The 26095-nt window shown below is 61.5% G+C and carries 25 protein-coding genes; 11 read left to right on the forward strand and 14 right to left on the reverse strand.

Going from position 1 to position 26095, the window contains the following annotated elements; all coding sequences use genetic code 11:
- Positions 1-318: 318 nt before the first annotated feature.
- From BMX59_RS12390 to BMX59_RS12420, 7 genes are all read right to left on the reverse strand, one after another.
- Positions 319-1101, reverse strand: a complete 783-nt coding sequence (locus BMX59_RS12390; RefSeq protein ID WP_092248631.1) for a MetQ/NlpA family ABC transporter substrate-binding protein — start codon at positions 1099-1101, stop codon at positions 319-321.
- A gap of 128 nt (positions 1102-1229) precedes the next feature.
- The gene (locus tag BMX59_RS12395) at positions 1230-2156 is read right to left on the reverse strand and encodes a sigma 54-interacting transcriptional regulator (protein WP_093121768.1); all 927 of its coding nucleotides are present in this window, start codon (positions 2154-2156) and stop codon (positions 1230-1232) included.
- A gap of 49 nt (positions 2157-2205) precedes the next feature.
- Positions 2206-2787, reverse strand: coding sequence for an alpha/beta hydrolase (locus BMX59_RS12400; protein WP_092248637.1), 582 nt, complete (start codon positions 2785-2787; stop codon positions 2206-2208).
- Positions 2788-3090: 303 nt separating this feature from the next.
- Complete coding sequence (locus BMX59_RS12405) at positions 3091-3492, reverse strand: ExbD/TolR family protein (protein WP_093121774.1); 402 nt, start codon at positions 3490-3492, stop codon at positions 3091-3093.
- A gap of 1 nt (position 3493) precedes the next feature.
- Positions 3494-4213, reverse strand: coding sequence for a MotA/TolQ/ExbB proton channel family protein (locus BMX59_RS12410; RefSeq protein WP_219731876.1), 720 nt, complete (start codon positions 4211-4213; stop codon positions 3494-3496).
- Positions 4214-4267: 54 nt separating this feature from the next.
- A complete protein-coding gene (locus BMX59_RS12415; RefSeq protein WP_071489784.1) occupies positions 4268-5077 on the reverse strand; it encodes an energy transducer TonB in 810 nt (269 codons plus the stop codon).
- A gap of 240 nt (positions 5078-5317) precedes the next feature.
- Positions 5318-6169, reverse strand: coding sequence for a LysR family transcriptional regulator (locus BMX59_RS12420; protein ID WP_071489783.1), 852 nt, complete (start codon positions 6167-6169; stop codon positions 5318-5320).
- Between the two features lie 109 nt (positions 6170-6278).
- On the opposite strand from BMX59_RS12420, the gene BMX59_RS12425 reads away from it, so the two are divergent.
- Entirely contained in the window at positions 6279-7463 is a 1185-nt protein-coding gene (locus BMX59_RS12425; protein ID WP_071489782.1) for a CynX/NimT family MFS transporter, read from the forward strand.
- Here BMX59_RS12425 and BMX59_RS12430 read toward each other — a convergent pair.
- Positions 7460-9808, reverse strand: coding sequence for a TonB-dependent receptor (locus BMX59_RS12430; RefSeq protein ID WP_071489781.1), 2349 nt, complete (start codon positions 9806-9808; stop codon positions 7460-7462). The two genes, BMX59_RS12425 and BMX59_RS12430, sit on opposite strands and share 4 nt — an antisense overlap.
- Positions 9809-9963: 155 nt before the next feature.
- Between BMX59_RS12430 and BMX59_RS12435 the strand changes: the two genes are divergently transcribed.
- Together BMX59_RS12435 and BMX59_RS12440 are read left to right on the forward strand one after the other, a co-directional pair.
- Positions 9964-10908, forward strand: coding sequence for a LysR family transcriptional regulator (locus BMX59_RS12435; protein WP_092248643.1), 945 nt, complete (start codon positions 9964-9966; stop codon positions 10906-10908).
- Positions 10909-11097: 189 nt separating this feature from the next.
- A complete protein-coding gene (locus BMX59_RS12440; protein ID WP_093121780.1) occupies positions 11098-12705 on the forward strand; it encodes an alkaline phosphatase family protein in 1608 nt (535 codons plus the stop codon).
- On the opposite strand, the gene BMX59_RS12445 is transcribed toward BMX59_RS12440, so the two are convergent.
- Positions 12706-13611, reverse strand: coding sequence for a TauD/TfdA dioxygenase family protein (locus tag BMX59_RS12445; RefSeq protein ID WP_071489778.1), 906 nt, complete (start codon positions 13609-13611; stop codon positions 12706-12708).
- Positions 13612-13790: 179 nt separating this feature from the next.
- Between BMX59_RS12445 and BMX59_RS12450 the strand changes: the two genes are divergently transcribed.
- Positions 13791-14711, forward strand: a complete 921-nt coding sequence (locus tag BMX59_RS12450; RefSeq protein WP_071489777.1) for a LysR family transcriptional regulator — start codon at positions 13791-13793, stop codon at positions 14709-14711.
- 6 nt (positions 14712-14717) lie between these two features.
- On the opposite strand, the gene BMX59_RS12455 is transcribed toward BMX59_RS12450, so the two are convergent.
- Positions 14718-15719, reverse strand: a complete 1002-nt coding sequence (locus BMX59_RS12455; protein ID WP_092248652.1) for an ABC transporter substrate-binding protein — start codon at positions 15717-15719, stop codon at positions 14718-14720.
- Between the two features lie 286 nt (positions 15720-16005).
- On the opposite strand from BMX59_RS12455, the gene BMX59_RS12460 reads away from it, so the two are divergent.
- The 3 genes from BMX59_RS12460 to BMX59_RS12470 are packed head-to-tail and all read left to right on the forward strand — an operon-like array spanning position 16006 to position 20042.
- On the forward strand, positions 16006-17604 hold the full coding sequence (locus tag BMX59_RS12460; RefSeq protein ID WP_093121785.1) for an ABC transporter permease: 1599 nt from the start codon (positions 16006-16008) through the stop codon (positions 17602-17604).
- On the forward strand, positions 17601-18416 hold the full coding sequence (locus tag BMX59_RS12465) for an ABC transporter ATP-binding protein (protein ID WP_092248659.1): 816 nt from the start codon (positions 17601-17603) through the stop codon (positions 18414-18416). The genes BMX59_RS12460 and BMX59_RS12465 overlap by 4 nt, the downstream gene beginning before the upstream one ends.
- Positions 18417-18431: 15 nt before the next feature.
- Positions 18432-20042 carry an arylsulfatase gene (locus tag BMX59_RS12470; protein ID WP_093121791.1) on the forward strand — a complete coding sequence of 537 codons (1611 nt, stop codon included), beginning with the start codon at positions 18432-18434 and terminating at the stop codon, positions 20040-20042.
- On the opposite strand, the gene BMX59_RS12475 is transcribed toward BMX59_RS12470, so the two are convergent.
- Positions 20014-21093, reverse strand: coding sequence for a fatty acid desaturase (locus tag BMX59_RS12475; protein ID WP_093121795.1), 1080 nt, complete (start codon positions 21091-21093; stop codon positions 20014-20016). The two genes, BMX59_RS12470 and BMX59_RS12475, sit on opposite strands and share 29 nt — an antisense overlap.
- A gap of 100 nt (positions 21094-21193) precedes the next feature.
- Here BMX59_RS12475 and BMX59_RS12480 point away from each other — a divergent pair, with 100 nt between their 5' ends.
- Entirely contained in the window at positions 21194-22198 is a 1005-nt protein-coding gene (locus tag BMX59_RS12480; protein ID WP_093121799.1) for an AraC family transcriptional regulator, read from the forward strand.
- Between the two features lie 127 nt (positions 22199-22325).
- Here BMX59_RS12480 and BMX59_RS12485 read toward each other — a convergent pair whose 3' ends face one another.
- Complete coding sequence (locus BMX59_RS12485) at positions 22326-22691, reverse strand: response regulator (RefSeq protein ID WP_071489770.1); 366 nt, start codon at positions 22689-22691, stop codon at positions 22326-22328.
- Between the two features lie 98 nt (positions 22692-22789).
- Here BMX59_RS12485 and BMX59_RS12490 point away from each other — a divergent pair, with 98 nt between their 5' ends.
- Together BMX59_RS12490 and uraH are read left to right on the forward strand one after the other, a co-directional pair.
- The gene (locus BMX59_RS12490; protein ID WP_093121803.1) at positions 22790-23263 is read left to right on the forward strand and encodes a GlcG/HbpS family heme-binding protein; all 474 of its coding nucleotides are present in this window, start codon (positions 22790-22792) and stop codon (positions 23261-23263) included.
- 10 nt (positions 23264-23273) lie between these two features.
- On the forward strand, positions 23274-23684 hold the full coding sequence (gene uraH, locus BMX59_RS12495) for a hydroxyisourate hydrolase (RefSeq protein WP_058424846.1): 411 nt from the start codon (positions 23274-23276) through the stop codon (positions 23682-23684).
- Here uraH and BMX59_RS12500 read toward each other — a convergent pair.
- Positions 23681-24370: a Crp/Fnr family transcriptional regulator gene (locus BMX59_RS12500; protein WP_071489768.1), complete on the reverse strand. Its 690-nt coding sequence runs from the start codon at positions 24368-24370 to the stop codon at positions 23681-23683. The two genes, uraH and BMX59_RS12500, sit on opposite strands and share 4 nt — an antisense overlap.
- An 83-nt stretch (positions 24371-24453) precedes the next feature.
- Here BMX59_RS12500 and BMX59_RS12505 point away from each other — a divergent pair, with 83 nt between their 5' ends.
- Positions 24454-24981: an Mpo1 family 2-hydroxy fatty acid dioxygenase gene (locus BMX59_RS12505; protein ID WP_092248675.1), complete on the forward strand. Its 528-nt coding sequence runs from the start codon at positions 24454-24456 to the stop codon at positions 24979-24981.
- A gap of 132 nt (positions 24982-25113) precedes the next feature.
- Here the strand turns inward: BMX59_RS12505 and BMX59_RS12510 are convergent, their stop codons facing one another.
- Positions 25114-26094, reverse strand: a complete 981-nt coding sequence (locus tag BMX59_RS12510; protein WP_034101869.1) for a sulfate/molybdate ABC transporter ATP-binding protein — start codon at positions 26092-26094, stop codon at positions 25114-25116.
- Position 26095 lies beyond the last annotated feature (1 nt).

The raw sequence follows: 26095 nt of genomic DNA on the forward strand, positions 1-26095 counted from the left end.
CTATGGTTTGGAGGTCTGAGATTCGAGGGATCGAACCATGAAGGAAGTGAAACCGATGGATCCGCAGGAGTTGGTGAAGTGGTTGATGGCGTTGCGCAGGGCGATCAATAGCAGAGCTCTCTAGATCAAAGCGGATCAAATGTGGGAGGGGGCTTGCCCCCGATGGTGGTAGCTCAGCAAAAAATGTGCTGACTGAACCACTGCTATCGTGGGCAAGCCCCCTCCCACATTTGGATTGCATTCCAAATTCCGGGCATAAAAAACGCCGACGCTATATAAGCCGTCGGCGTTCAAACCTTGAAGGGGGTTTGGGTTACATCAGAACGCAGGCACTACCGCACCGTTGTACTTCTTCTCGATGAAGGCTTTGACTTCCGGGCTGGTCAGGGCCTTGGACAGCTTCTGGATCGCATCGCTGTCCTTGTTGTCCGGGCGAGCCACCAGGAAGTTCACGTACGGCGACTTGGCGTCTTCGATGATCAGCGCATCCCTGGCCGGGTTCAGGCCGGCTTCCAGGGCGTAGTTGGTGTTGATCAGGTCCAGGTCAACCTGGTCCAGCACGCGTGGCAGCAGGGCCGATTCCAGCTCCTTGAATTTCAGGTGCTTGGGGTTGTCCTTGATGTCTTTTGGCGTGGCCAAGGCATTGGTCGGGTCTTTCAGGGTGATCACGCCGGCTTTCTGCAGCAGCAACAGGGCGCGGCCGCTGTTGGAACCTTCGTTGGGGATGGCCACGGTGGCGCCATCTTTCAGATCTTCAATTTTCTTGATCTTTTTCGAGTAGCCGCCGAACGGTTCAACGTGCACGCCGACCACTGTCACAAGGTTGGTGCCCTTGCCTTTGTTGAAGTTTTCCAGGTACGGCAGGGTCTGGAAATAATTGGCGTCCAGGCGTTTCTCGGCAACCTGCACGTTTGGCTGTACGTAGTCGGTGAAGACTTTGATTTCCAGGTCCACGCCTTCTTTGGCGAGGGTTGGCTTGACCAGTTCGAGGATCTCGGCGTGCGGGATCGGCGTGGCGGCCACCACCAGTTTTTCGTTGGCCTGGGCGAAGCTTGCAGTCAGGGCAGCCGCCAGTGCGGTAAACAACAGAACCTTTTTCATGCAGTGTCCTTATCGGAATTCCGGGGGCGTCTCTGACGACCGTTTTTTATGTAGTGTGCCAGCGAAGTGCTATCGCGGCGTGGGAGGGACAATACCTAGATTTTTTATTCCCGAACAATATCTTTTATTCACGTTGATATTCCATTTTGTTCATGCAGGAATTTACTTAACGTTTCCCGCTCGGCGGGGCTGGCGCGCTCGAAAATCCGCCGCACCTGTTCCAGCGCAGAACCCGCCACCGGCAGATTCAAATGTTCGGGCAAAATCTCATCCCCACTGCTGACCAGCAGGGCAAAGTGAATAACGTTTTCCAGCTCGCGGGTATTGCCCGGCCAGCTGTGGTGTTCCAGCACACGCTGCGCGGCATCGCTGATCAGCGGCACCGGCAGGTCCAGGCGCTGACTGTAGATGCCCAGGAAGTATTCGGCCAGGGACAAGATGTCACCGACCCGCTCGCGCAGCGCCGGCAAATCCAACCGACCTTCGCTCAGATAGTGGAACAGGCGCTCATGGAACTTGCCGGCCGCCACGGCCTGGGCCAGGTCGATGCTGGTGGCGGCGAGCAGGCGCACATCCACCGGGCTCGGCTGATGGGCACCGACACGGGTGACTTCGTGGTTTTCCAGCGCGGCCAACAGTTTCACCTGGATCGGCAGCGGTAAATCGCCGATCTCGTCCAGGTACAAGGTGCCGCCATTCGCCGAACCGAACCACCCTGCCCGGCTGCTGGCCGAACCACTGTGGCTGCCGGCGGCATAACCGAACAATTCGGCATCGGCATAGGTCGGGCTGATCGCACCGCAATTGACCGAGACAAACAGACCGGTGCGGTCGCTGCCCCGGTGAATATGCCTCGCCAGCAACTCCTTGCCGCTACCGGTCTCGCCGCGGATCAACACGGGCAAGGCACGGGGTGCGAGGCTTTCGAGGTCTTCGCGCAGCTGCCGCGAACGCGGGTCGACAAACACCAGCGCCTTGGCGCGGATGCTCAGTGGGCTTTTTTCCGCGTCGGGAAAGGTCAGCAATGGCTGGCCGTAGGTTTCATGCAGACTCATGGCAGGCTCCCGCCGCCAATCCACTCAAGGGACGGGGCGTTGAAAAAATTCAGGCAGTACGCCGGGCGTGATGCTCAAGGCGGCTTTGCAGGCGATAGAGGTAGGCGAACCCCTGTTCCCAGCGCTGGTGGCCGGACTTCACATTGATGTGCCCCGCCCCCGACAGAATGCCGGCTTCGGCGCCCCAGTTGCGGGCCAATTCCAGGGCTCGCGCGGCGCTGACAGCACTGTCGTTGTCGGAGCTGACCACCTGGCTGGGGAACGGCAACAGGTCGGTCGGGATCGGCGCAAAATTACGCAACGCAGGTGAGCAGGCGGGCCGTTCGACATCGGCCGGGGCCACCAGCAAGGCACCGCGCACCTGGCGCAGGAAGTGCACCGGCGCGGTGGCCGCCCAATGCGCCACCGTGATGCAGCCCAGGCTATGGGCGATCAGGATCACCGGCGTGCTGTCGGCTGCGATGGCCTCGGCCAGCGCAGCGACCCAATCTTCTCGACGTGGCGTCAGCCAATCGGCCTGCTCCACGCGGGCGCTGTTGGGCAGGCTGGCCTGCCAGTGACTTTGCCAATGATCTTCTGGCGATCCTTGCCAGCCCGGCACGATCAGATAACGAATCGACTCGCTGTGCATGGGTGTGCCCTCCTGCAGCGTTTAACGTTGCTGAACAGTATAGGGACGGGTGTTATATTCGTTAAGGAATAAGAAGCTATTTATTAATAACCAAAAATTCAAAACTAATGAAGTTCAAAATGTGGGAGGGAGCTTGCTCCCGATGGCGGTGTATCAGTTACAGATTGATTGGCTGACACACTGCAATCGGGGGCACGCCCCCTCCCACATTGATCGCATTTCAAGTTGAGGATTGAATCGCAGGCAAAAAAAAGGCCGCACCCTGCCAAGGAAACGGCCAAAAACTTGTCGAGGCTTTTGCAACTAACGCGCGGTAATCACCGACAGTTTGGTAATGCCCGCGCGTTCGATAGACGCCATGGCTCGCGCCACTTCGCCGTAGTTCACGCCATCATCCGCCTGCAGTTGCACCCGCACATCGGGGTCCTTGGCCTTGGCCGCCTGCAGGTTGAACTCCAGCAGGTCCGGCTGGATTTCGTCCTTGTTGATAAACAGTTTGCCGGCGCCGTCGATGCTCACCACCAGCGGGTCTTTCTGCTCCACCGGCGCGACCGCCTCGGTCTTGGGCAGGTTGATCGGGATCGCGTTGGTCAAAAGCGGCGCGGTGACGATAAACACCACCAGCAGCACCAGCATCACGTCCACCAGCGGCGTGACGTTGATCTCGCTCAGTACCTCATCGGTGTCTTGCGTGGAGAAGGCCATGTCAGGACGCCTCCTTCACTTTCTGCGGGTTGCCGGCAGTGGGTTTGTTCAGGGTCGGGTGCAGCAGCACACGGAAGGAATTTTTCTGCGCCAGGCTGTAGAAGTCGTGGGCGAAGTCATCGAGGTCGGCAGCGGTCAGCTTGAGGCGACGCAGGAAGTAGTTGTAGACCAGCACCGCCGGCACGGCGACGGCGATACCGACGCCCGTCGCAACCAGTGCGGCACCAATCGGGCCGGCCACCGTTTCGAGGCTGGCGGAACCGGCGGCACTGATGCCCTTGAGCGCTTCCATGATGCCCCACACGGTACCGAACAAGCCGATGAACGGCGAGGTGCTGCCGATACTGGCGACCACGGCCAGGCCGGTTTCCAGGGAGCGCCGCTCTCGCACGATCTGCTGGCGCAGGGCTCGCTCAAGGCGGTCCTGGTGGTTGATCGCCTGGCTCAGGTCCGCCGCGTGTGGGGTTTCGCCCACCTGGATCGCGGCGTAGCCGGCCTGGGCCACGCGGGCAGCGGCACCCGGCTGGGTTTGCGCCAGCTCGGCAGCCGAGTCGAGACTCGACGCCGCCCAGAACTGTTTATGGAACTTGCGATCCTGCGCCTTGAGGCGTCCGAACTGCACGCCCTTGAGCAGGGCCAGGCCCCAGGTGGCGACCGAAAAAACCACCAGCAGCCAGATCACCGCGCTTTCGATGGATTCAAGTGGAGATGCTAATGCCATGATGTCTTCCCTCTGTGCAGGTCGCGGCGCGTGCAACACACCGCAGCCGAATAATTAGTGAATCTTGAAATCGATCGGGACGCTGACCCAGCCGTCCTGGGCCACCTCGCCCTGCTTGGCCGGCACGAAGCTCCAACGCTTCACGGCGGTCAGTGCGGCGTCATCGAGCTGCTGGCGACCGCTGCTCTTCTGGATCTGGATCTCGCCCGGCTTACCGCTGGCCAGTACATGCACCCGAAGCAACACCGTGCCTTCCCAACCGCGCCGCTGGGCCAGTGACGGATACTCCGGCGCCGGGTTCTTCAAGTACGCGGCGTTGGCCGAAGCGGGCGTAACCGGAGCCGGCGCCGGTGGTGCTGGAGGCGCGGGCGGCGCGGGAGTCGGTGGCGCAGGCGGTTGCTCGGGCGGTTTCGGTGCAGGCTTGGGCTCAGGCTTTGGCACCGGCTTGGGTTTGGGTTTAGGAATCGGTTTTGGCGGCGCCGGCTTGGCGGCCAATTCATCCACCACCGGCGGCGGTGGCTCGACCACAGGCGGCGGCGGTGGCGGCACGGGCGGTGGCGGTTCCACCACCGGGGGTGCCGGCTGGGAAAATTCGATGGTCATCGGTGGAATTTCCGGCGGCACGATCGGCAGCACCGGGGTCGGCTTCTGGCTCACCCAGTAGATCACCGCACCGTGCAGGGCCAGCACCAGCAGGCCGAGCAGAATACCTTCGCGACGGCTGGAGAAACGCTTCGGAGTCCTCTGCGTTCGCAGTTGTCCCAACGGCGCGCGGTGCGGCCGGCCAAGGTCGACCAACTCACCACCCGGCGCCTGGCGCCACGGCGCCTCGTGTGCACTGGCGGCGGTCTGGACATTGCCCATTGATTCACTCCCTACGGTTTTTAAGCAAAAAAACCGACAGGCCTGCTTGGAAGGCCGTCGTGGGCTGAATCATCGGCGCCAGAGTCTTATCTCTTAAAGTAATCTTTAAAGTTATACATAGACCTAAAACGAATAAATGAAACATGCTGAAACGCCAAAGCCCCGTCCTGCGTGGGCTGGCGTCCAGGCGATGTTTTTCAATGCTTTCCGGGCATAAAAAATATTCGGAAAAGGCATCGTTCAGGCTGGGCTGTTAGCACACAAATCCAGCAATTGGCGTTGCAGGCTCTGCCCCGCCGCGCCGAGGCCAGTGCGTCCGTACAACGCCAGCCGCACGCCCTGCACCGCAGGCAAACCGCTGTCCGCGCCCAATACGACATGCCCGGCCTGCACCACACGCCGGGGTAACAGACTGATACCCAACCCCGCCGCCACTGCCGAACACACACTGGCCAGGCTCGCGCTGGAGTAACCGATGCGCCAGCGCCAGCCCCCCACTTCCAGGTGTTGCAGCATTTCATTGCGGTACAAGCCCCCCACCGGAAAGGCCACCAACGGCAAAGGGTCGCGCCCCAGGGATGGCGTACTGCGGCTGTCCACCCAACACAACGGCTCTGGCCATGAGGCCAGGCAGTCGTCGCTGTCGCCCATCTGCTTGACCAGCAATACGTCGAACTCACCGCTACGGTACTGGCGCTGCAACTCGGGGCCAAGACCGCTGGTGACCTCCAGGCGCACCCTGGGGTACGCCAGCACAAAGGCCGATAACAGAGGCATCAGGCGTTCGGCAGCGAAGTCTTCCGGCACACCGAGGCGCAGCACGCCGTCGCTTTGCTGGTTGATCAATACGTCGGCGGCTTCCTCATGTAACGCGAGGATGCGCCGCGCATAGGCCAGGAGGCGCTCGCCTTCCGCCGTCGCCACCACACGACGTTGGTCGCGATCCAGCAACTGGCACGCCACCGCCTCTTCCAGGCGGCGGATCTGCTGGCTGACGGTGGACTGGGTCAAGTGCAGGCGCTCTGCCGCGCGGGTGAAATTGCCGCAGTCCACCACGGCGACAAAGCTGCGCAACAACACGGGATCGAACATCGTGCTTACCATTCCATTTGCCACTGGTTGGCATGGTTATATTTAATTTCAGAATACCTCGGCGACTGTGGATACTTCACGCCTCATTTGCACACTCCGCAGGTTCTGCATGTCGCTTAACTCCTCAACCGCAGGCCGGTTCGCCGGCTGGGGCCTGCTGGTGGTCCTGGGACTGAACCTGCGGCCGATCCTCAGTTCCATCAGCCCGTTGCTTGGCGAAATCCGCCTGGCCACCGGCCTGAGCTTCCAGAGCAGCGCCCTGCTCACCAGCCTGCCCGTGGTGTGCATGGGCCTGGTGGCGCTGGTGGGCGTGCGTGTTGAAGCGCAGCTGGGGGAACGACGCGGCATCGCCCTGGGCCTCATGATGATCCTGTTGGCGTGCCTGGCCCGCTGGCTGATGGGCCAAGGGTCGACATTGCTGGTGACTGCGTTGCTTGGCGGTGCCGGCGTGGCACTGATCCAGGCGTTGGTGCCGGCGATGATCAAGCGTGAATTCCATCATCGCGTGCCGGTGGCGATGGGCGTTTATTCGGCCTCGTTGATGGCCGGCGGCGGCCTGGCGGCGCTGCTCAGTCCGGTGGCAGCCACGTATTTCCAGCAATGGGAGGCCGGGCTGGGCGTGTGGTTGTTACCCGCGTTGGCGGCGCTGCTGCTGTGGGCCTGGTTGCCACTGGGTGCGGCAAAAAACGCGAACGTCATCCCTGCCTACAAGGGGCTGCGCAATCGCCGTGCCTGGCTGCTGGCGCTGTATTTCGGCTTGGTGAACTGCGGCTACATGAGCCTGGTGGCGTGGCTGCCGGCCTACTATCAGCAACTGGGTTGGGGCGTGTTGCCCAGTGGTTCATTGCTGGCGTTCATGACCATCTTCCAGGTGATCGCCGCGCTGTTGATGCCGGTGCTGGCACAACGCGGGATCGACCGTCGGCCGCTGCTGTGGATCAGCCTGTTGGCCCAGACCATCGGCTATCTGGGCCTATTGATCGCGCCGTTGCAGTTTCCGCACCTATGGGTGGCGCTGTGCGGCTTTGGCCTGGGAGCATGTTTTGCCCTGAGCCTGTTGCTGACCCTCGACCACCACCGCGACCCGCGCCAAGCCGGCCAACTGGCGGCGTTCGTGCAAGGCGTGGGCTTTTTGATCAACGCGATTTCGCCGTGGATGACCGGTTGGCTGCGCGAACTCACCGGCAGCTTTGTCAGCGCCTGGGTGGTGCTGACCGTGACAACGGTGGCGATGCTGGTGGTGACCCGCGTATTCAGCCCGGCCACCTATCGCACCGCCAGCGTACCGGCCTAAAAGTCGTAGCGACCGGTCACACCCAGGGTGCGAGGCGTGCCCAGCAAGCCTTCATAACCGCCGTTACCGCCGGTCCACAGGGTGGTGTAGTAGGTTTTGTCGAAGGCGTTTTTCAGCCACAGCGACACATCCCACTGCCCCTGCTGATAGTTGCCACGCAAGCCGGTAGACACGTTCACCACCGCGTACGCCGGGATCTGCCCGTAGTCCGAGTCCTCCACTGTCCCCACGGCCTTGGAGCGGAATGCATAGCTGGCAGTGACGTAGGGTTCCAGACCGTTGTCCAGGTTCCACTTGTACTCGCCATTGGCATTGGCGATCCATTTCGACGCGCCCACCACCTGATGCCCTGTCAGGTCACAGGAGGCCGGGGCACCCGGGCGCAGGCTGACTTCCGGTGGGCACGGGGCGTCCTTGTAGGACAGGTAGCTCACATCGTTGAACGAGCCATTCACGTTCAGCGTCAGTCCTTTGATGGGAACCAGGGTGCTTTCCACTTCCACCCCACGCGAACGTACGGAGCCTGCGTTGGTCAGGTACTGCACCCGGTTGTCCTGATCATAGGCGTTGGTCTGGTAGCCATTGACCTGGGTCCAGAACAGGTTGGCATTGAGTTGCAGGCGTCGGTCCCACAGCGTGCTTTTAAAGCCCAGTTCAGCGTTGTTGGCCCGTTCGGTGCCGACCAGCAGCGAATCCGCGCCGGCCGTTGGCGCCGAACCCACCGCCAGGTTGACCCCACCGGATTTCTCGCCATGGGACAGGGTCGCATAGCCCAGCAGGTTTTCATTGAAGCGGTAACTGAGGTTCAGCAGGCCCGAAGGGCTGGTGCTGTACTGGTTGAGGTCTGCGGAGTCGTAGGCCCCGGCACGCCCACGCCGAGCCGTAGCGGCCGCGCCCGTGACAGCCGCGCCACCCACCGGCGCATTGCGAGTCACCCAGGCGCTTTTCTCTTCATAAGTACCCCGCAGACCGGCGGTGAAATCCAGGCGCTCGGTGAGGTGCCAGGTCCCTTGGGCAAACAGCGCGAAGCTGTCGGTGCGGATGTGCCCGTTGCCCACACTGCTCACGTTGGCGAGCGCCCCCGTCGCCGTACCGTTCCAGATGTCGGCCTGGGGTCCGTAATAGGCGAAGGACTTGTTGTCCAGGGAGTTACCGAAGTAATAGGCACCCAGCACGTAATCGAAAAATCCGCCGGTCGGCGAAGCCAGGCGAAACTCCTGGGACCACTGCTTATCTTCCACCGACACCCCGGCGTTATAGGACGCCGGCACATTGAGACCATCATCATTGCGCGGTGTGAAATTCCACCAGCGATAGGCGCTGACCGAGGTCAGGGTGAAATCACTCGGCAGCGTCCAGTTGGCTTCCAGGGACGTACCGCCCTGGAACACCGTGACATGCTGGTCGTTGTCCAGATTGACCTTGCGGTGGGTGCCGTCCACCAGCGTTGCGCCAGCCGCCGCAGCGCGTGACTCATAGAGGTTGGTGCCATTGATCGTGGGCCCGGTGCTGTAGAGCACGCGGGTGCCGGCGCTGGAATCCTCTTCGTTGTAATCGCCAATCCAGCGCAGGTTGAACGTATCGCTCGGCTTGTACAACAGTTGTCCGCGAAAGCCCTGGCGTGAACCACCATTGAGATCATGGCCGTCGTGCTCGTTCTTGATGTCGCCATCGCTGCGCGTGCGATACGCCGAAAAACGTCCCGCCAGATCATCGGTGAGCGGGCCGGAAACCGTGCCCTTGGTCTGGAAATAGCCATCTTCGCCCAACGACGTCTCGATGCTGCGCTCCGGGGTAAAACTGGGCGCACGGGTACTGATATTGATGACCCCGGCAGTGGTGTTCTTGCCGAACAACGTACCCTGGGGGCCGCGCAATACCTCGAGCTGTTCGATGTCCATCAGGTCGAACACCGCCATCCCCGGCCGGCCGAGATAGACGTTGTCGATATACAACCCCACGCTGCCTTCCAGGCCATCGCTGGCCGGGTTGTTGCCCAGGCCACGGATTGACACGCTGGACTGGCGCGCATGCATGTAGGCAACGTTGACGCTGGGCACCAGTTGTTGCAAATCCTGGATGCGGTAGACCCTTTGGCTCTCCAGTGCCTGGCCGCCAACCACGCTCATCGGCGTCGGCACCTCCTGCGCGCTTTCGGTACGACGGCGTGCCGTCACCGTGACGGTTTCCAGTTGGCCGCTGGCGCTTTCGCCCTCAGGTTCAGGGGAGATCACCTCGGCCGCGTGACTGGACGACCAACTGGCGCTGCCGGCCAGCAACAAGGCCAGCGGCAGACGCTTGAGCCTCCAGGAAGAGCAAGGTACAGCGGGCTTGAACACACTCATAAGCGGCTCCGTAACCAGGAAATACTCATCGACACATATTCCCCAAGGTTATTTATTTATGTTTTTTAGAACATTTACTGCATAAGAGATAGCCTTTATAAGGAGTCGACCTAATGCATAGCCAATGCATTTCCCCGATATTTTTGATGTGAAAAATGCATATCGATTTGCGCCAGCTCCGCCACTTCATCGCCCTCGCCGAACAACGCAGTTTTGTGGCGGCGGCGTTGACCGTGAACCTGTCGCAATCGGCGTTCAGCCGCAGCATCCAGGCCCTGGAACATGCCGCCGGCTGCCAACTGGTGGACCGCGGTCGCAAGGACCTGGCGCCCACCAAACAAGGCCAGGTGCTACTGGAGCATGCCCGGCGCCTGGTCAGCGGTGCCCAGCAACTGGCCAACGAGATCAGCCAGTTCAATGGGTTGGAGGCCGGTGAGCTGCGCTTTGGGTGTGGCCCCGCACCCGCAGCCGGGTTGATTCCCCGCGCCATTGGCAGCTTTATCGGGCGCTACCCGAAGGCACGCGTGCTGTTCCAGGTAGATGACTGGCAAAGCCTGGGCAAGCGCCTGCTCAGCGAGGAGTTCGAATTCTTTGTCGCTGATACCCGTCACTTCGAAGCCAACCCTGACTATCACACCCATCGCTTGCGTCCACGCCGCTGGAATTTCTGCTGCCGCGCCGGCCATCCCCTGGCCGGTCGCGAGAGCGTGAGCGCCGCAGAGTTGATGAGTTATCCACTGGCCGTGACGATCCGCCCGCCCAACCTGCGCAAGGTCATCGTCGACCTCAGCGGACGCCCCGATTACCTGCCCAATGTGGAGTGCGAAAACGGCTACAGCTTGATGGGTGTGGTATTGCGCTCCGATGCCATTGGTATCGTCAGTGCCAACAGCGATGTGCTGCACATGGCCCGAGGCGAATTGGTGTGTTTGAAGATCGACGGACTCGCCGAAGACCTGGAGGAGCGTTTCACCCGCTACGGTATCGTCAGCCGCGCAGGGTACCGGTTATCACCACTGGCGGAGGCGATGATCGAGCAGATCAAGGAGATTGATGCGCTGGATGAGGATGTGTGTGCGCTGGAGAATTTCGCTGTCTGAACTGATGCCATCGGGGGCAAGCCCCCTCCCACTTTTGAATGCATTTCAAGTGTGGGAGGGGGCTTGTCCCCGATAACGCCTGCAGCAACGCCCATGCATGGCCTGCATGAAACCCAGTCCCCAAATGCACTTGCCAGCCCCGGCGCAAAGGACGAAAAAAGCCCCCTGTCCTCCGTTCGGTAAACCCTCATGCCTCAACCAAAACCTGTACGCAATGTGCTGTACATCATGTGCGACCAACTGCGCCGCGATTACCTGTCGTGCTACGGCCACGCTCATTTGCACACGCCGAATATCGACCGTCTCGCCGCCGCCGGTGTGCGATTCGGCCGTGCCTACACCCAGGGCACCATTTGCGGACCGTCGCGGATGTCGGCCTATACAGGACGCTATGTCAGCAGCCACCAAGTGGCTTGGAACGGGGTGCCACTGCCGTTGGAAGAGTTGACGATCGGCGATTATCTGCGCCCCCACGGTATCCGCACCGCGCTGGTAGGCAAGACCCACGCCACGCCAAACCTGGACGCTTTGCAGCGCCTGAAGATCGACCCCCACGGCGCACAGGCCGAGCCACTGAACGAGGTCGGTTTTGAAGCGTATATGCGTCACGACGGGATTTACCCTGACAGCCCGTTGTTCGACGACAAGCGCGAGTCCGCGCCCTACACGCATTACCTGCGCGAACAAGGCTACAACGGTACCAACCCATGGCATGAATGGGCCAACGCCGCAGAAGGTCAGGGCGGTGAGCTACTCAGTGGCTGGCACATGCGCAATGCCGGGCTACCGGCGCGGGTAGCCGAGGCGCATTCGGAAACCGTCTACACCACCGACCGCGCCATCGACTTTATCCACGAACAAGCCGAGCAGCCGTGGTGTCTGCACCTGTCCTATATCAAGCCGCATTGGCCTTACATCGCCCCCGCGCCGTACCACGCGCTGTATGGCGCCGAGCACATCCAGGCGCCCATCCAGCCGGGGCAACCCAGCGATCACCCGGTTTATCAAGCGTTTCGCCAGCACCAGGAAAGCCTCAACTTTTCCCGTGACGAGGTACGCCTCACGGTGATCCCGACCTACATGGGGCTGATCAAACAGATCGACGATCAACTCGGGCGGCTGTTCGATGTTCTGCAAAGCAATGGGCGCTGGGACGACACGCTGATCGTGTTCACCAGCGACCATGGCGATTTCCTTGGCGATCATTTCCTCGGGGAGAAAGAATTCCTGCTGGAGCCGGCCGTAGGCGTCCCGTTGATTGTGCGCGACCCACGCGCCAGTGCCGATGCCAGCCGTGGCACATTCGACGACCGCCTGGTGGAAACCATTGATGCGCTGCCGACCTTCCTCGACGCCCTGGGGCTGCCTGCTGCCGACCACCGCCTGGAAGGCCACTCACTGATCCCACTGCTGCACCGTACGCAAAGCGCCTGGCGACGCTACGCCATCGCCGAATACGACTACGCCTTCCAGGCCCCGGCCCGTGAACGGTTGGAGCAGCCCATCGACCGTTGCCGCATGACGATGGTGCGCAGCGAACGCTGGAAATACCTGGCGTACGATGGCTTTCGCCCACAGCTGTTCGACCTGGAAAACGACCCGCAGGAACTGCATGACCTGGGGGCCGACCCGGCGTACGCCGACGTGCGCGAAACCCATTCGGGCTATCTGTTCGAATGGCTGCGTGGCCTGAAGCGGCGCACCACCATCAGCCACACAGAGATCGATCTGCGTGGCCAACGGTTTCGTTATGGAGAGCCGGAAACAGACAAGGTGGTGCAGATCGGCGTGTGGTGATCACACACCCTTGGTGGTCTTGCTGGCCTGCCCGTGCACGCTCACCGGCACATCGCCCTTGAGCGTGACCCGGCGCACAATACGCTCCTGGGTGCCATAGTCATCCACTGCGTAATGCTGGGTGGCGCGGTTGTCCCAGATCGCTACATCACCGGTGCTCCAACGCCAGCGCACGGTGTTTTCCAGGCGGGTGACGTAGCTCTGCAACAGGTTGAACAGCTGCGCCGAATCTGCCTGGGAGTATCCTTTGAGGCGCTTGACGAAGTGTCCCAGCAACAAGGTTTTCTCGCCGCTGACCGGATGTACGCGCACCACCGGGTGTTCGGTTTCGTAGACAGTGGAGGTGAACACTTTGCGGTATTCCTCCAGCGTCTCCACCGACACATCCGGCTTGCGCGCGGCGTAGTCGTATTCGTTGCTGTGCACCGCCCACAGGTTGTCCGCCAGGGCTCGCAGCTCGACGCTGAGGTCATTGTAGGCGCTGGATGTGTTGGCCCAGACCGTGTCGCCGCCGGACCTGGGTGCCAGCACCGAACGCAGGATCGAAGCCTTGGGATAGGCGTCGACGAAGGTCACGTCGGTGTGCCAGGAGTTGGCGCGCTGGCCACGACCGCCGTCCAGCTCCATCAGGAAACGGGTGCCGTCGCGCACTGGTACGGTCGGGTGGGCAATCGGTTCGCCCAGCAGGTGCGCAAATGCTTCCTGGCTCTGGTCATCAAGGTGGGTCTGCTCGCGGAAGAAGATCACCTTGTACTGCACCAGGGCCTGCTGGATGGCCTCGACGGTAGCGGCATCCAGGTCGCCGGACAGTCTGACCCCACGGATCTCGGCGCCAATGCGCCCGCCGACGGGGTGAATGTCCAGCGCTTGGGCGATGGGTTGAACAGCGAATGCGACATTGCTCATTGTGGTGACCCTCATGTGCCTGATGGTGGGAACGCTTTCCGACAACGCTCTATTCATATGCAATTTAGATCTAGCAAATTAATGAATGCTTCGTTGACGGAATAAGAGCTTGCATTTAAAACCTCAGCTCCCTCGGTCGCAAATGCCTTCGACCTATTTTTAAAATGCCGGGAAAGCATATGGATCTTCGCCAACTGCGCTATTTCATCGCCCTCAACGAACACCGCAGTTTTGTGCGTGCCGCGGACGCCATGGGCATCACCCAACCCGCGTTCAGCCGCAGTATCCAAAGCCTGGAACATGAGTTCGGCTGCGTATTGGTGGACCGTGGCAACAAGGACTTGCGCCCCACTCCCGAGGGCCAGGTAGTGCTGCAACATGCGCTGAGCCTGGTGCACGGTGCCGCCTTGCTGAGCAGTGAAGTCACCCGCATGACCAAGCTCGATGCCGGCGACCTGCGCTTCGGCACCGGACCGGCACCCGCGGTGAAACTGGTACCCGATGCGGTGGCGCGCTTTATCACTGCACACCCGAAGATCCGGACCAGTTTCCAGGTGGATAACTGGGAAAAACTCAGCCGCGCTCTGAGCCGCGAAGAAATCGAGTTCTTCATTGCCGACATCCGCCAGTTCGAAAACGATCCAAACTTCCAGACCCGCGCACTGAGCCCCAAGCGTGGTGTATTTTTTTGCCGTCCGGGGCACCCGCTGCTGGCCAAGGACAGCCTGTCGACCAACGACATGTTCGACTATCCGCTGGCGTCGCCGCTGATCTCCCAGGGCATTCGCAAACTGCTGGCGAACCTCAGCGGGCGCATGGACTTTTCACCCAGCATCCAGACCGAGCACTTCCCGGCGCTGGTGAAGATCGTGCTGCAGTCCAATGCCATTGGCGTGGGCACCGAAGAAGCATTTGCCGAAGACATCGCCCGTGGCTCCCTGGTGGTGCTGCACTGGCGCAACCTGCCGCAGAACATGGACACCATGAGTGCGCGGTGCGGGGTGGTCAGCCGCACCGGCTCGCGCCTGTCGCCGGCGGCGAAGGCAATGATCGAGACGCTGGTACAAGTCGACCGCCAAGACGTGAGCGTGGCGGTCTGACGTCGCTTAGAGACCCGCCGCCTGCAGATTCGGCGCCACCCAGTCACTGACCTGGAAGGACTTGCGAATCAGCCGCTCCTTGGTCGCCAGGTCTACCGACTCCTGCAATTTGCCGAGGAACACCGGGTCGAGGGTCGAGGGGAACAGCTCGCTGAGCTTCTCGTTTTTCAGGTCATTGCTCAGGATGATCGGTGGGTAACTGGCCAGCCCCGACACCAGGTCGATATAGGCTTGCTTGTTGTTGTCATCGGTCAACCACTGCACCGCTTGCTGCTGGGCCTTGAGCAACTTGACCACGACATCGGGGTGCTCATCGACGAACTTGCCACTGCCCACCAATACAGCCTGGATGCTGCCAGCGCCGCCGAGGTCCTTGGTGGTCAGTGGCAATTCGGCCAAGCCCTTGGCCTGCAGCGCACTGAGGCTAGAACTGCCCCAAGTGGCATCGATCTGCCTGGCAGCCAGGGCGGCGCTCGCGGCGCTGAAATCCAGATTGATTACTTTCAGGTCTTTTTCACTCAGGCCCTGGCTGGCCAGGGCGCTGTCGAACGAGAGTTGAGTGGCCGTGCCGCGAAACACCGCAACGCGCTTGCCCTTGAGGTCCTGCAGGGTCTTGATGCCAGAGCCGGGAACCACGCCAAGATACTGTTTGACGCCGCGTGCCGAAGCACTGAGCAGGCGGGTGTCCAAGCCATTGGAGCGACCGATGATCGCCGCCAGGTCGCCCAGGTAGGCCAGGTCCAGTTGACCGTTGGCGAAGGCCTCGTTGATCACCGGTCCTGCGCCCTTGAAGTAATTCCACTGGATCTTGATGCCTTGGTCGGCAAAGGCTTTCTCGAAGATCTGCTGGTCGCGCAACACATCCGTGATACCACCACCACTGTGCTGGCTCCCCGCGCTGAGGTCGGGTACGGCAATGCGGATTTCCTTGAGTTCGGCGGCCTGGACCCAACCGGCCAGGGCGGTACCCGCGAACAATGCAATCAAGCGTTTAAAGGGCAGTTTCATAAGCGCAGCTCCTGTGGGCGACGGTCGTCCGGGAGCAGAAAGTAGGCACAACCCACACAAAACTTTAAATACTATAAATGCACAATTTAATAGCTTTTAGAACTATAAGGCTTAAAACGCCGCCCCTTGGGGCCTATGCATGAACAGCATTGAAAATATTCTCCGAATGCATTGGATGCGTGCCCGGCTGAGGCATTAAATGCATTTTTTTATCCCTCAATCATCTTGATTGTGTTTTTGTAAGATCAAAATCACATAACGTCATCGGCGACAACGGAGGTCCTCCATGGCCCGAATATCACTGTTGAGCCTGCCTCTGGCCGCTCCCCGTCATGATCGGGCGCACCGCTGGCCAAAACTGGGAGAACGGTTATTGCCCTGGCTGTTGCCCTTGGCGCTGTTCGCGCTGTGGTGGCTGGCCAGCCACAATCACTGGATGAGCGAGCAGATTCTGCCACCACCCTCACTGGTGTGGAGCAGCGCTGTGGAATTGGCCGGTGGCGAGTTGTGGGCTCACCTGGCAATCAGTGTTCAGCGCTTGTTCTGGGGACTCCTGGCGGGCATCGGCGCCGGGGCGTTGCTGGGTGCCCTGCTGGGGTTCAGCGCCCGTGTCGAGCGCGTGGTATTCCCCACGTTCAGCGCTTTGGCGCAAGTGCCGACACTGGCCTGGATCCCCCTGTTCATGGTGTTTTTCGGCATCGGCGAAACCTTGAAGCTGGTGGTACTGGTGAAGGCAATCGTAGTGCCCGTCACCCTGCATGTACTGGTCGGCGTGCGTGATGCCCAGCCCCACCTGCGTGAAGCCGCCCGCGTGCTGCGCCTGCCCACTCACCTGCTGATTCGTCGGCTGATCCTGCCGGCCGCGCTCCCCGCGTTCATGGCCGGCGTACGCCTCGCGCTGGCCGCCGGCTGGACCTCATTGCTGGCCGTGGAGTTGTTGGCGTCCAGCGAAGGCATTGGTTACTTGATGGTATGGGCTCGCCAGTTGTTCATGCTCGATATCGTTTTCGTGTGCATCGTGGTGATCGGCGTGTTGGGCGTGGTGATGGATCGCGGCATCGGCTGGCTGGACCGCAAATGGGTGCACTGGCCCCATCCGGCGACGGCACAGATTCCTCAGGGCCCCCGCTATCAAGGCTGGCAACGCCTGCAGCCTTGGCTGTTGCCGCTGCTGTTGCTGGCGTTATGGCAACTGGCAACCCAGCAGGATTGGGTGGATGCGAACATTCTGGTCAGCCCATGGACAGTCCTGCACACCACCGTGACGGGCGTGCTGGATGGCAGCCTGTCCGGCGCCCTGGGCAAAAGCCTGGGCCGTACGCTGGGCGGCTTGATCCTCGGCACCAGCCTGGGGTTTGCCATGGGCCTGTGGCTGGGATTGTCGCGGCGCAGCGAGCGCGTACTCGGGCCGACGCTGTCTGCGCTGCGCCAGATTGCGATCTTCGCCTGGGTACCGTTGCTCACCGCGTGGTTCGGACTGGGCGAGTTGGCCAAGGGGGTGTTTATCGCCCTCGCCGCGTTCTTCCCGTTATTTATCGCCACCCAGCGCAGCGTATTGAACCTGTCACCCCAACTGCGCGAGGCGGCGCAGGTGCTGCGCCTGAACCTGTTCCAGCGCCTGCGCCGCCTGGTGTTGCCCGGCGCTGCGACGGGGATTTTCGCCGGCCTGCGCCTGAGCCTGATCTATGCCTGGCTGGGCACCATCGGCGCTGAGTATTTCATGCCCTCCAACGGCGGCATCGGCAGCCTGATGATCGGCGCTCAACAGTTGCTGCGCATGGACCTGATCATGAGCGGCATGCTTCTGGTCGGCCTCACTGGCGCCGCCCTCAACCTTATCGGCCAACGCATCGAAACCCGCGCTACCCGCTGGAGACACGCATGAACGCACCTATCGTCCGCTTCAACCATGTGGGCAAGAGCTTTGACGTCGACGGTGTCGAGCTGGAAGCCATCCGTGAATTCAACCTGGAGATTGCCGAAGGCGAATTCGTCGCGATTGTCGGTTCCAGCGGGTGCGGCAAATCCACCCTGTTGCGCCTGCTGGTGGGCCTGGACACACAGTTCCACGGCCAGATCCAGGTGGACGGCAAAGCCGTCAGTGGCATCGGCCGTGAGCGCGGCATTGTGTTCCAGGAACACCGCTTGTTTCCCTGGCTGACCGTGGAGCAAAACATTGGGCTGGGGCTGGTCAACGAACCATCAGGCGACGCCGAGCGCAGCCAACGGGTCCATGATTTTATCGAGCTGGTCGGCCTGGCCGACTTTACGCGTGCCTACCCCCATCAGCTCTCCGGCGGCATGGCGCAACGCGTGGCAATTGCCCGCGGCCTGGTGGCCAGCCCCCGTATCCTGCTGCTGGACGAGCCATTCGGCGCCCTCGATGCGCTGACACGCCAGCAGATGCAGGATGAACTACTGGCGATTCGTGCCCGCGCCAGAATCACGACAGTGCTGGTGACGCACGACGTGGAAGAAGCGATCTTCCTCGCCGACCGCGTCGTGGTGATGGAGCCAAGGCCAGGCCGGATCAAACAAGTGGTGCAAGTCACCCTGCCCCATCCGCGCCAACGCAGCAGTTTCGAGTTCCATCAATTACGTGAGGAGCTGTTGCACGAACTGACCAACGATGACCATTACCAGCCCCCTGTGCGCGAACAGATCCGCAACCTGCCCCTGGCCTTTATTGCCTGCTGAATGAGGAGTGCCTTGATGCCGCAACGTCCCAATTTTCTCGTGATACTGGCCGATGACCTGGGCTTTTCCGACCTCGGCGCCTTTGGCGGGGAAATCGCCACACCACACCTGGACGCCCTGGCCCTGAACGGCCTGCGCCTGACCGACTTCCACACCGCGCCCACCTGCTCGCCGACCCGCTCGATGCTACTGACCGGCACCGACCACCATATCGCCGGCATTGGCACCATGGCCGAGGCCCTCACACCCGAGCTGATCGGCAAGCCCGGCTATGAGGGCTACCTGAACGATAAGGTCGTGGCCTTGCCGGAGCTGCTGCGCGAGGCCGGCTACCAAACCCTGATGAGCGGCAAATGGCACTTGGGCCTGACCGCCGAACTGGCGCCCCACGCGCGGGGTTTCGAACGCTCCTTCGCGCTGTTGCCCGGCGCGGCCAACCACTATGGCTTCGAACCGCCCTACGACGAGACGACGCCCGGCCTGCTCAAATCCACGCCTGCGCTGTATATCGAAGACGACACTTTCGTCGAGCGACTGCCTGAACATTTCTATTCATCCGACGCCTTTGGCGACAAGTTGCTGCAATACCTCAGGGAGCGCGACCAGGCGCGACCGTTCTTCGCTTACCTGCCATTCTCCGCCCCGCACTGGCCGTTGCAGGCTCCCGCCGAGATCGTCGACAAATACCGTGGCCGCTACGACGCCGGACCCGAGGTGCTGCGCCTGGAACGCCTGGAAAAGCTCAAGGCCCTGGGGCTGATCGACGCGGATGTCGAACCCCATCCACTGATCGGATTGAGTGCCCAATGGGCCGGCCTTACCGAGACACAGCGCCAAGTGTCGGCGCGGGCGATGGAAGTGTATGCGGCCATGGTCGAGCGCATGGACTGGAACATCGGCCGGGTGGTGGAGTACCTGCGCCAGCAGGGTCAACTGGATAACACGTTCATCGTGTTCATGTCCGACAACGGCGCTGAAGGTGCGCTGCTGGAAGCCTTTCCCAAGTTCGGCCCCGAGCTGCTGACCTACCTCAACCAGCACTACGACAACAGCCTGGAGAACATCGGGCGGGCCAACTCCTACGTCTGGTACGGCCCCTCGTGGGCTCAAGTAGCAACCGCCCCGTCACGGCTGTTCAAAGCATTTACCACCGAAGGCGGGATTCGGGTGCCGGCACTGATGCACTACCCTCGGCTGACGCTTGAAGGCCGGATCAGCCATGGGTTTGGCACAGTGATGGACATCACGCCGACGCTCCTGGACCTGGCCGGTGTGCGCCATCCGGGCCAACAATGGCGCGGCAAGCCGGTGGCGCCACTGCGGGGCAAGTCGTGGCTGGGCTTCCTGTCAGGTGAAACCGCCGAGGTGCACGATGAGCACACCGTCACCGGCTGGGAGCTGTTCGGGCGCCGGGCCATTCGCCAGGGCCGGTGGAAAGCCGTGTACATCCCAGGCCCGGTGGGCCCGGCGACATGGCAGCTCTATGACCTGGGCCAGGATCCCGGCGAGATCCACGACCTGGCCCAGCGTCACCCGGACAAACTGGCCACGCTTATCGACCATTGGCAGCAATACGTGGACGAAACCGGCGTAATACTCAGCGCATCACCGTTTCAGCCGGATTGAGCCCCGCGTTTGTGCGCGCTTGCGGCTCCAGCCGATTGGCCCGCGCAAACGTCCCGAAGTCATTGAAACGCACGCCCATCTCAGCCATGACCTGATGCGCCACCTTGGCGGTCATCTGGCGGATGTAGAACGGTTCCTTCACCACAAAATGGTGAATGCCATGGGTGCTGCCGAAGTTGAAGCAGAACGCCTGCAGAGGCCACATCCACCAGGGGTTCAACACTTGGGTCTGCTGGATCACATTGCCCAGTTCCACATCGCCGTAGTAGTGCATGTTGGAGCTGACAAAGTGCAGGCAAAAGGTACGCAGCACGTTGGGGCCGATGATCACCACGACAGCGATATCAATCACCTGCATCATCTGCACGGTGCCAGCTGACCACTCGATAGGCGCACCGAGCAGACTGGCAATGCCATTGGCGGCATGAAAGCCAAGGAACACATACCACGCGCCCCAATGCAGCAGTGCCAGCGGTGCGTACACCAGCAGCGAGCGCTTGAGAATCGTCAATTTGTGCGTCCAGGTCGTGGCCCGCAGGATGCGGATGAAGGCCGACATGACGTTATCGCCGACCATCAGCAACCGCGCAAAACCCCAGGGCTCGCCGTTGGTGATGGCGCGCTCTTCCATGTCGGTCTCGGTGCCGGACACCTTGTGATGGTTGAGGTGCAGGTGTCGGCGTACCCACGGGTTGATCGTACTGGGCCGCGCCAGCCACACCAGGCCCATCATCAGGTTGTGCGGCAGGCGCTGCTTGCGAAAGTACATGCTGTGGATCAGGTCGTGTTCCAGCTCGTGGGTCAGTGAAGCCAGGAACGCGTTGAGCAGCAGGCACACCCACCAGGCCATATGCCCGCTGATGTAGAGCGCTGCGCAGCCAATCATGCCCGCCAAGGCAAAGGCCAGGATGCCCGCGCCCAACGCGTCCTGATGCAGCAGCCAAGGGTGCTGCTGGCGCAGGCGCACGCCCTCGGCCAGCACCACTTCACGGATATGCGCCGAGCGCTGTTGTGCGTTCATCTGCTGGGGACTTGCAGAAGTACCGTCCATGCTTCCATCCTCTGGTTATTGATGGATGCATCCTGGCCCAAGCGGTCCGCCAGGGCATCAGCCACGCACGCCAACCTGTTGACCGCAAGCGCCAATCGCCATGACCGAACCCACCTCCCTCGCCAGCTGGACCCGCGCCCTGCGCAAGCAACTCGACGCCCTGGGCCTCGACAGCGCCGCGCTGTGCCTGGAAGCCGGGCTCGACCCGCGGCAGATGGACGATCCCAACGCGCGCTATCCGCTGTCAGCGACCACGCGTTTGTGGGAGCTGGCGGTGCAGGCCAGCGGCGACCCGGCGATTGGTCTGCGGGTGTCGCGGTTCGTCAGCCCCACCACGTTTCATGCGTTGGGGTATGCGCTGGTGGCCAGTGGCAGCTTGCGGGAAGTGTTCGAGCGCATCGTGCGGTATCACCAGGTGGTCAGCGATGCACTGGCCCTGGAGCTGAGCGGCGATGGCGAGCGCTACCGGTTCCGCTTGCTGCAACTACCGGGAAACCCAGCGCCAGCGTTCGAGGCCATCGATGCGTTTGCGGCGATCTATGTGCGCACTTGTCGCAATCGCCTGGGGCGCGAATACGCGCCGCTGGCGGTGTACCTGCGAAGGCCGGAACCGGCCGATCCCAAGCCATGGCATACGGTGTTTCGCGCGCCGGTGTTTTTCGGCGCTGAGGAAGACCGCCTGGAGTTCGCCGCCCAGGATTTCGACAGCCACCTGGACGACGCCAACCCCGAACTGGCCGAACACAACGAAACCGTGCTCAAGCGCACCCTCGCCCAACTGCAACCGCTGACCTGGGAACGCAAGGTCCGCCGGGTGATCGAAGCGCAGTTGCCCGACGGCGAACCCAGCGCCGAGCGGGTTGCGCAGGCGCTGCACCTGAGCCTGCGCAGCTTGCAGCGGCACCTGGCGGACGAAGGCTGTCGATTTGATGCGTTGCTCAATGAGTGCCGGGAGAATTTGGCGTTGCTGCATTTGCGGGATCCGCAATGCTCATTGGCGGAAATCAGTCATTTGCTGGGGTTTGCTGATACCAGCAGTTTCAACCGCGCGTTCAAGCGCTGGACGGGGATGACGCCGGGGCAGTTCAGGGATGGGTTGCGGTAGGTGGATTTGCGGTGTTCGTGATGGCCCCATCGCGGGCAAGCCCGGCTCCTACAGGGAATGCATTCCAAATGTGGGAGCTGGCTTGCCTGCGATGGCGGTGGTCCAGGTATTGAAGATGCCGGATCAATCAGCGCCCACGGTCACGCCGCAACAACTTCTTCACCCGCGCCACCAAGGCCTTGGCTTCAAACGGCTTGAGCAAGTAATCATCCTCATGCAGTTCCAACTCGCGCAGACGGTCCTCGATTCCTTCCGGGGTCGTCAAGAACAACACCGGCGTCTCGCCCTTCTTGCGAATCGACTGCTGCAACCTCCAGGCATTCAAACCCGGCAACATTACATCCAGGATCACCAAGTCATAGTCAGTGCTTTCCACAAACCGCTGAGCTGCCATGCCATTGGCTGCGACTTCTACTGCGAAGCCGGCCTCACTCAAGCCCTGGGCCATAAGTTGCGCCAATTTCGGCTGGTCTTCCACTAACAACACCTGCATGCCTACCTCTTGGTTCATTACAAACCTGTAATCGAATTGTTCGGCTTTTGAGCGAGACCGCTGGCTAAGGTAACGGCCTGCTTTCTGGAGCCGTTCCCATGTACCGCAATACCTTGTTCTTGAGCTTCGCCATCAGCGCCAGCGTCCTGGCAGCACCACCGCTGCCGCGCCACGCCGACCTGGATTTGCACACCGCACGCCAACTGGCAGACGCCAGCCTGGCGCAGTGCACGGCGGCACTTACCGTACTCGACCGGGGCGGTAATCCATTGCTGAGCCTGCGGGCCGATGGCGTAGGTCCACACAACAGCATCGCCAGCCAACGCAAAGCGTACACGGCGTTGTCGACTAAAACCCCCACTCGGTTGTTTGCCGAGCGTGCGCGCAACAACCCAGAGGCCGCCAACCTTAACAGCTTGTCCGAATTGCTGTTGCTCGGGGGCGGCGTGCCGCTGTTCGCCGACACTGAACTGGTAGGCGCGCTTGGCATTGCCGGTGCCGGCGGTGCCGAGCAGGACGACGCGTGCGCGGTAAAGGCGGCCAATCAACTTGGCCTGACAATCACCCCTTGAGGAAACCTCAATGAAAACACTGACTATGACCCTCGCCGCCCTCAGCCTGAGCGGCCTGAGCAGCCTGGCCCTGGCGGCCGGCAACCCGCTGAGCGTGCATGTGCTGAACCTGGAAAACGGTCTGCCGTCTGCCGGTGTCAACGTCACCCTGGAGCAACACGTAGGCGATCACTGGCAGTCGCTGTCCGAAGGTGTCACCAACCAGCAGGGGCGTATCGCCGAACTGTTCCCGGCCAACCAAGCCATGAAGCCGGGCGAGTATCGCGTGGTGTTCAAGACCGGTGACTACTACAAGAAAGCCAATCGCGAGACGTTTTTCCCGGAAGTCCCGGTAATATTCGAAGTCAAGCAGGCCGACCAGCACTACCACATCCCGCTGCTGCTGAGCCCTTACGGTTTTTCGACGTATCGCGGTTCCTAGCCAGCCCCCGCGGCCTGCCGCAAGCGCGGCAGGTCGAGCACTTCAATCGCGCCGTAACTCAGCTTGATGATCTCCTGCTGCTCTAACGCCTTGAGCAAACTGTTGGTGGTCTGGCGCGACAGGCTCAGCATCGCGGCCAGATCTTCCTGGGGCAGTTGCAGGACGCGACGGGAATGCTCTATCTCGCCGTACCCGCCGGCAATCATCAGCAGCCGGTGAGCGATACGTGTCGACGCCGGCATCAGGCTCATCTGTTCGATATTGATCAGCGACAGGCGCAACTTCTGGCTCATCAACAACGCCATGTCGCGCCAATACGCCGGGCTTTGGTCAAGAATCTCGAGCATCGCCGATTGCGGTACCTGCAACAGCGTGCACGGCCCAACCGACAAGGCGTCGTGGGTACGTGGCAAACCATCGAACAGGCAGATCTCGCCGAACCAGTAAGGCGTTTCAACCAGGCTCAGAATAGCTTCCTTGCCCTGCGCATTGACCGCGCTGACCCGCACCGCCCCCTCCAATACCGCATACACCCCACAGGGCGGATCACCGCGCCGGAACAGGTACTGCCCCGCCGTCAGCTGACGCAGCCGAGCCGCCGCCAGCAAACTATCCTGTAGCGGTACAGGCAGGTGGCTGAACCACTGGCCGGTGGCCAATCGGGCATGCCAGGTTGCCGCAATCATGAGAACTCCAGAGATTGTCGCCCAGTTGACAGTCAGTCGCTGGCTGACGGGAGATGATCAAACATCCTACAGGAGGAATAACAATGAAAAGCCTCATCGACCACCTCAGTCAATATGCCGCGTACCACCGCGACCCGCGCAATATCGCCAGCCACTTTGTCGGCATTCCACTGATTGTGGTGGCAGTGGCCGTGCTGTTGTCACGCCCCGAATGGGCCGTCGCTGGCCTATGGATCTCACCCGCCGTTCTTCTCGCGCTGTTCTCTGCGTGGTTTTACCTGCGCCTGGAATTGGCCCTGGGCGTGTTGATGACCGTGCTGATGGGCCTGTCGTTATGGGCCGGGCACGTGCTGGCGGCGCAGAGCACGCTGGTGTGGCTCAGCAGCGGCATCGGCCTGTTCGTGGTGGGTTGGGTGATTCAGTTTGTCGGGCATTACTACGAAGGCAGGAAGCCGGCGTTTGTGGATGACGTCTCGGGATTGATCGTGGGGCCATTGTTCGTGGTGGCCGAACTGGCATTCCTGTTGGGGTTGCGGCATGACCTCAAGCAGCAGATCGAGGAGCGCTCGGGGCCGGTGGTTCGACGCGATCTGAAGCCGAGAGAGGCCTAAATGTGGGAGGGGGCTTGCCCCCGATGGCGGTGTTTCAGTGACATGTTTATCAACTGACCCACTGCTATCGGGGGCAAGTCGAATCGTCGCACCGCCCCTCCCACATTGGCACCGTTTCACAGTGCGGGGTTATCAGGCTTTCTGCCAGACCTTGGGCTTGAAGAACAGCGTCTCGCCCCGCGCCAGGCCAGTCAGGCTGTCGTGGTCTTTCACCACTTCCGCTTCGATCAGCTCGCTCTGGCCTTCCACCTTCAACGTCACACGGGTGGTAGCGCCGAGCGGACGGATATCCCGCACTTCAGCAGCATGGTGGTCTTCCAGCTCATGCCGCGACAACGACACTTCGTGGGGACGGAACAGCACGTGTTTGTCTTCACCCAGGTGCAGGCGGTTCGAATCACCCAGGAAGTGATAAACGAAATCGCTCGCCGGGTTTTCGTAGACGTCACCCGGTGAGCCGATCTGCTCGATCACACCCTTGTTCATCACCACGATGCGGTCGGCGACTTCCATGGCCTCTTCCTGGTCGTGGGTCACGAACACCGACGTCAGGTTGATGTCTTCGTGCAGACGCGCCAGCCAGCGACGCAGCTCTTTACGCACCTTGGCGTCGAGGGCGCCGAAGGGTTCATCCAGCAGCAATACTTTCGGCTCCACCGCCAGGGCGCGGGCCAGGGCGATACGTTGGCGCTGGCCACCGGAGAGCTGCTCCGGGTAGCGGTCCGACAACCAATCCAGTTGCACCATGTTCAGCAATTCGTGGACCTTGACCGCGATCTGGCTTTCGCTCGGGCGCTGGTTCTTCGGCTTCATGCGCAGGCCGAACGCCACGTTGTCGAACACGGTCATGTGACGGAACAACGCATAGTGCTGGAACACGAAGCCGACGTTGCGATCGCGCACGTCGTGGCCGGAGACGTCTTCACCGTGGAACACGATGCTGCCGTCATCCGGGGTTTCCAGGCCGGCGATGATGCGCAGCAAGGTGGTCTTGCCGCAGCCGGACGGGCCGAGCAAGGCCACCAGCTCGCCACTCTGGATGTCCAGGTTGATGCTGTTCAGGGCCTTGAAGGCATTGAAGTTCTTGCTGACATTACGGACTTCGATCGACATG

Source organism: Pseudomonas sp. NFR09, assembly GCF_900111535.1.
Lineage (GTDB): Bacteria > Pseudomonadota > Gammaproteobacteria > Pseudomonadales > Pseudomonadaceae > Aquipseudomonas > Aquipseudomonas extremorientalis.